Raw genomic sequence first — 6472 nt, 5'->3', positions numbered from 1 at the left:
CCTGTCGCGGATTTATCCCCCTGCGCCAAGGCGGCGTCACGCGCGCGCCCGGCACCGTGTTTCGCGGTTACACGCGGGACAACCAGCCCGCGCGCCGCATCCCGTTTCAATTCGCGGTCAACGACAGTCTCAGCCTTGAGTTCACGCATCTGCGCATGCGCGTCTGGCGATATGGGACGCTGGTGATGACAGGCGCACCGGCACCTTTTGAGCTGGTGACACCCTATACCGCCGCTGATCTGCCGAATCTCGATTTCATGCAGGATGGCGACGTGATTTACATCGTCGACGGGCGGCAGCCGATGCAGAAACTGTCGCGCTTTGCCCTGGACAATTGGACCATCGCGCCCGCGCTTTTGGAAAACGGGCCGTTCCGCGCGCAGAACCTTGACGAGACCAAGACAATTCAGGCCTCGAGCGTGCTCGGGACCGTCGCCAGCTGGCAGGCCAATGAAGAGGTCATCATCGGTGATCTGCGCAAGAACGGGCAGAACGTCTATGAGGTGGTCGCGGCAGATACCGGGAGTGTCACCGAGATTTCAACCGGTCCAAACCCGCCTGTGCATGAGGTTGGTTCGCAGGTCTACACCTTTGAGGGGGCCGTGCCCGGTGGCGAGGGCGGACTGACAGAGCCGCGCAGCATCACTTGGGCTTTCCGCTTTGCCACGCTTGCCAAGGGCACTGTCACCTTGTCCGCATCGGGCGGGATTTTTGAGGCGGATCATGTCGGGTCTTTGTTCCGCCTTGAGCCGACGGATTTCAAAGAGGTGCCGATCTGGGTTGGCAACGCCACCGCCGCCGTCGGCGATCTCATGCGGTTCGACGGCAATATTTACGAGCTGAGCGCCGGGGACAATACGGGCGTGAACCCACCCACCCACACGGATGGCGCGGTGCGCACTGATGGATCAAAGCCGACCGAGTGGACGTTTGTGTCGACCGAGGTTGGCATTGTCCAGATCACCGAGGTCACGACCTCAAATTCTGCCGAGGCGGACGTGTTGGAAACGCTGCCTCAGCCTCTGATCGACGGTCCAACCTATCGTTGGTCTGAGGGCGCATGGTCGCCCAAATATGGCTATCCGGCCAAGATCGAAAACTACGAACAGCGCCTCTTCGCAGCGCGCACCCCGACTGACCCGCGCACCCTTTGGGCCAGCACCCAAGGGTTGCTGACAGATTTCGAGCCAAGCTCTGAGGCGGATGGCAGTTTTGCCTATGCGATCGAGGGCAACAGCAGCAAGAACCGGATCGAGTGGCTGCAATTCGGGCGGCGCGGGATCTACATCGGCGCGCTTGGCGAGGTGCATCGCGGGTTTTCCGCGCAGGCGGGCGAGGCGATTGGCCCGCTGACCTTTGATACCGAGCTCGTGGCCACGGACGGTGTGAACGCCGCATCGCCCATCCTACCTTATGGCGATCCGGTTTATATCACCGCCGACAAGGCGCGCACCAATGAGGTGCGGTTTTCCTTTGAGCAGGATGGCAGCCGCCCGATCGAGTTGAGTTTGCCGTCGCAGCATCTGGGTGCCGTCGGCTTCGAGCAGATCGTCTGGCAATCCGCCCCGCACAGGCAAGCATGGCTGCGCCGCACGGATGGCACGCTTGCCGTGATGATCCACGATCCTGAGCAAGATGTGCTGGGTTGGGCTACCGTGCCCATCGCAGGCGGGTTCGTCGAGGATATGGACATCACCAAATCCGCGACGGGCGCGTTCGACATTCTGACCCTTGTGGTGCGGCGCGAGATCGGCGGCGTGACAGTGCGCATGGTCGAGGAACTGGCCACGAATTTCCCTGCGCTGATCGGGGCAGAGCCGATCACCCATGCCAATCACGCCTTTGCCTCTCTGGTGTTCGAGCCGGAAGTGGAAACCGACAGTTTCACGCTGGGGCATCTTGTCGGCGAAACGGTCTATGCCTGGACGGACAAGGGCGATTTCGGGCCGTTCACCGTCGGCGCTGGCGGCACCGTGACTGTGCCCGAGCCGGTGGGCCGCGCCGTCATCGGCATGGTCGACGGCACGCATTTTTTTGAAACGCTGGACCTGACCGCAGCCGGGCGCGAGGGCGACACGCGCGGGATCAAGCGACGGCTGCATTCCAAGCTGGGCTTGCAGGTTTATCAGACCGTCGCAGGCACGGTCTGCACCGTCGAGCGCAGTTTCGGGATGCCAGACCGCATTGGGCAAGAGCAGGAAATCCTGCCGCGCGGCGTGGCGCAGGATGTGCGTGATCCGGCGAGCGGCACCGCATCGCTCAGCCTGCCGTCGGGCCATGCCGATCAGGTGCATGTGCGCGTCAAGCCGCAGGGGCTGGCCCCTCTGACCGTGACCGCAATCATCACAACAATCGAAGAGGCGGGTCCATAATGTGTGATCTCATCGCACTTGCCGGTCTTTTTGCCGGGGCAGCGCCGGGCACGGCGGCCAGCGTTTTGGCCACTGGGGCCAGTGCCGGGGCCGCGACCGCAGGTTTCGGCGGCACCTTGGCCACCATCGGCACGATTGCCAGCATCGGCGGGACGTTGGCACAGGGGGCTGCGACCGCCTCGGCGGCGCGCGCGCAGGCCAATGCGATCGAAGTGCAAAAGCGCGAAGAGGCGCGGTTGAATTCCATTCAGGATCAGCGCGCCCGCAGCGAATTCGCCAGCCAAATCCGCAACCAAGCGGCCACCATCGGTGCGCGCGGTTTCTCGCTCGACAGCCCGACCGCCGTTTTTCTTGGCCAGACCGCCGCCAAAGAGCTGGCATTTCAGTCGCAGTCGATCCGCCAGACCGGCCAAGCCACCCAGCGTGAGCTGACCGGAACACAAGCCGCGCTGCGCGCCCGCGCGTCAAATTCGCTCTTCAGTGGCGTCACCTCGGCGGCGGGTCAGTTCCTGTCCGCTGCGCCGCGCCTCTTTCCGGAGTTCACCTGATGGGCCTCTTGCCGTTCCCCCGCGCGGGCACAGACCCCGGACGCGCCGCCCGCGCGACCGAAGTGGTGCCGGACCAGACCGGCGACGCGGTTGCCCAACTTGGTAACATCGCCGCCACTGTCGGGTTTGCGATGCAAGAGGACCGGCGCGACCGGAATTTCCAGCGCGCGCAGGTGGACCTGACCCGCGAGGTCAACGATCTGCGCCTTGGGGTCGAGGAAATCGGCGATCCGGATCAGGCCGATCAATTCTGGGAGCAGGGCAAAGCACGGCTGCGCCAGCGGTATCTCGAGGCCGACGGCGAAAATGCCGTGCTGGACCCGGCCAATCGCGACAAGTTCGGCATTGCCTTTGACCGGCTGATCGACGCGACGGCGTTCAGCGTGGGGGCGCGCAATCTTGGCCTGCGCCAGTCGCAGCGAGAAGCCACGTTCATCGAGTATACCCAAGAGGCCAGCCGTGCCGGGGCTGGCGCCGATCCCCAGACCCGCGCCACGCTATTCGCCCAAGGCGATGAAATGATTGCCAGCCTTCTTGAGGCAGGTGTGATCGACCCGGAGGAAGCGGCCAAGCGGCGCATCGCTCTGCGCGGCGATGTGAGCAACGCGCACGCCATCCGCATGATCACCGACGATCCGCAGGCATTTCTGAGCGCCGTCGATCAAGGCGATTTTCCGGGCCTCGACGGTGACACGCTCGAGCGCTACCGCGCGCAGGCAACATCGGCACTGGCCACGGCTGAAAAGCAGGCCGCATCTGCGGCGGAAAAGGCCGAGAAAGAGCGCCAGACCGCCCTTGGCAACCGCCTGAGCGAAATGCGCCAGATCATGGCAGACGGGCGCACGCCGGTCGACGAGGCGTTCTTGGCTGATCCGGACGTTCAGGCGCATCCCGAGTTTGCCGAGACCATGGCCGCGCGCAGCCTGCGCGACGAGAATATCGCCCTGGCCGAAATGACCCCAGACGAGATCGGCGCGCTGATCGCGGGCGAGCGCGGCAAAAAGGTTGCGCATAAGTTCCAGACCGAGCGATTGAAGGTCCTCGAGGACTGGCAGCGCCGTCACGAGGAAGGCTTTGCCGCCGACCCAATCGCTTATGCCCGCAGCCTCTGGAATGGCACGGATCGGCCGAGCGCGCGGCAGATCATCGACCTGCCCGACTTTGACCCAGCCAACCCCGCCGCCTTTGGGCAGGCGCTGGCCCTGCGCGCGCAGCAGGGTCAGGAGCTGGTCGATCAAGGCTTTGCCCCCGAGCTGCGCATCCTGAGCGATGACGAGCGCGAGCGGCTGCGCGCGCAGGCAGGCCTTGAGAGTGACCCGGCCAGCCGTGCCGCATTGGCACAGACGCTGGCCACCAGCCTGCCGCGCGAGAGCTTTGACCGCCTGTCCAACGTGATCGACGATCCGGTGTTTTCCCATGTCGGCGGCCTCATGGCCAGCGGTGGATCGCGCGGCGTGGCCGAAGAGGTGCTGCGCGGTCAGCAGGTGATCGACCAGGGTAATGTCATCCTGCCGCCTGTGCGCGACCGAACAGAACCGGCCTTTGCGGCAGTGAGTGATTTCTTTGCCGATGTGCCGGGGGGCGAGGCCTTGCAGGCCACGATCACCAAATCTGCCGACGCGCTCTATGCTGCGCGCATCCGGCGGAGTGATCCGGCAGGCGACATTGACGAGGACGTATATCGGCAGGCGCTGCATGAGGTCATGGGCGGGCAGGGCGTGTTCAATGCCCGCGACGCCAAGGGCGGTATGCAGGAGGTGCGCGGCGCACTCACGCCCTTGCCGCAAAACGTCGGTGCGCGGGACGTAGAGCGCGTGATCCAAGGTCTTTCGCGTGATCTTTTGGGATTGCGACAGGCAGAAGTGCCCGGCGCGGAGTTGCGCGAGATCGACACCATTGCCGCGACCGGCACCGTTGTTCGCCCGATCACGCGCCTCGAGCCGGAGGCCGCGCAGGCCCGCGCCAGTGCCTTCCTTCAGGCAGCGTCCATCAGTGGCGGACAGCCGGGGATCAACGGCGAGCCGGTTGACGCGGACACGCTGCAATCCTTGTCGCTGCGCGCGGTGGGGCCGGATGTTTATCAGTTTGTCGCGCCGGATGGTCGGGCCATCGGCGATCTGCAATCGGGCGGGCCATTCGAGTTTCGCCTGAGCGAGTTGGTGCGGAGGTATCCGCGATGACGTTTTTCCTGCCCGAGCGCACGCCAGAGGTTCAGGCGCAAGCCGACGCGATTTTTTCCGGCAAGGTGCCCAGCTTTTCCGAGATTGCCGGGGCGCAAGCAGAGTTCGATCGGATCGACCGCGATCTGCGCAACCGCGCCCTGCGCGACGAGGGAGATTTTCTGCGCAGTATCCAAGAGCGTCTTGGCGATGAATTCGCACCCGGTGAGGCCCCCGATCCGCGCGTGACGCCGATCGAGCGTAGCAACGATCACATTTTCGACGCCGTAAAGCGGGCACAAGAGGCACGGCCCGACGAGTTCCGCGATCTGCCTGTGGACTTTGACCAGTTCCAGACGATGAACATCGAGCGCCGCGCCGCCGAGTTCGGCGAGCTTGAGCATGTTCTGTCCAGCGCCCCGCCCGGCAGCATGGCCGCTGTGGCCAGCATCACCGGCAGTTTGCAGGCCGCCGTGACCGACCCGGAAACGCTGGCCATGATGCTTTTCGGTGGCAACCCAGCTTCGGGCATTCTGCGGTTTGCAGCGGCAGAGGGGGGTCTTGCCGCCCTCGATGAGGCGCGCACCCTGCCTGATCAGTTTGCGCGTCAGCGCGAATTGGGTGGGCCAGAGCCTGCGCCGGTATCACAGGTGGCCACGGCCTTTGGCGTAGGGGCCGCCCTGGGCGGCGTTGTCGGGGGCGCGGTCAGGTTCGTCGAGTTTCAGCGGGGCCGGTCGCGCACCACGGGCGAGCGCCGCCCCGCCGATCAAAGCCAGTTGCAATTCGCGCAGGATGTGGACGCGGCCCAGACCGCCATGGAACAGGGCGGCGATTTTCCGACAGGGCGGGATCAAACACCAGGCGACCAATCCGGCAACGCCGCCCCTGCGCGCCCAGAGCCGGGCACACTGGCCGCGCTGACTGGCCCACGCATGGGCGATTTCGATTTCAGCGCCACCGGCAACGCCTCGCCCCAGACCAACCGCATCGGCTATGTCGTGGGCAAGTTGCTGGCGCTTGGTTATGAGCCGCATCATGCCATCGGTCTGACCGCAAACCTGATGCAGGAAAGCGGCCCCGGCCTAAATACCCGCGCCGTAGGCGACGGCGGCAACGCCTTTGGCATGGGCCAATGGAACGGGCCGCGCCGTCGCCAGTATCTGGCCTTTGCGCAACGCAAGGGGCGCGACCCCGGTGATCTGGATACCCAGATCGAATTCCTCGACTGGGAGCTGAAGAACACCGAGCGTGGGGCCGCCGCGAAAATCCTCAACACCAACAACGCCCGTGACGCGGCAATCATGGCGTCAACAGAATTCTGGCGTCCGGGTGTGCCGCACCTGAGCCGTCGCGCCGCCTTTGCCGACGCTTTGGCCGAACAGTTTGAGGCGGG

General features: G+C 64.9%; 4 protein-coding genes. All 4 read left to right on the top strand.

The features are described 5' to 3' along the window. A partial coding sequence (locus tag KBT70_RS05830; protein ID WP_296629680.1) for a hypothetical protein occupies positions 1-2372 on the top strand: 2372 nt, incomplete at its 5' end. Then, positions 2372-2920 carry a hypothetical protein gene (locus KBT70_RS05825; protein ID WP_296629676.1) on the top strand — a complete coding sequence of 183 codons (549 nt, stop codon included), beginning with the start codon at positions 2372-2374 and terminating at the stop codon, positions 2918-2920. The genes KBT70_RS05830 and KBT70_RS05825, both read left to right, overlap by 1 nt. Further along, the gene (locus KBT70_RS05820; protein ID WP_296629673.1) at positions 2920-5100 is read left to right on the top strand and encodes a hypothetical protein; all 2181 of its coding nucleotides are present in this window, start codon (positions 2920-2922) and stop codon (positions 5098-5100) included. Before KBT70_RS05825 ends, KBT70_RS05820 begins: the two co-directional genes overlap by 1 nt. Then, a partial coding sequence (locus KBT70_RS05815; protein WP_296629671.1) for a phage tail tip lysozyme occupies positions 5097-6472 on the top strand: 1376 nt, incomplete at its 3' end. The genes KBT70_RS05820 and KBT70_RS05815, both read left to right, overlap by 4 nt.

Origin of the sequence: Roseovarius sp. (assembly GCF_018066915.1) — a bacterium.
Classification (GTDB): domain Bacteria; phylum Pseudomonadota; class Alphaproteobacteria; order Rhodobacterales; family Rhodobacteraceae; genus Roseovarius.
This window is presented reverse-complemented; position numbering and strand designations above follow the sequence as displayed.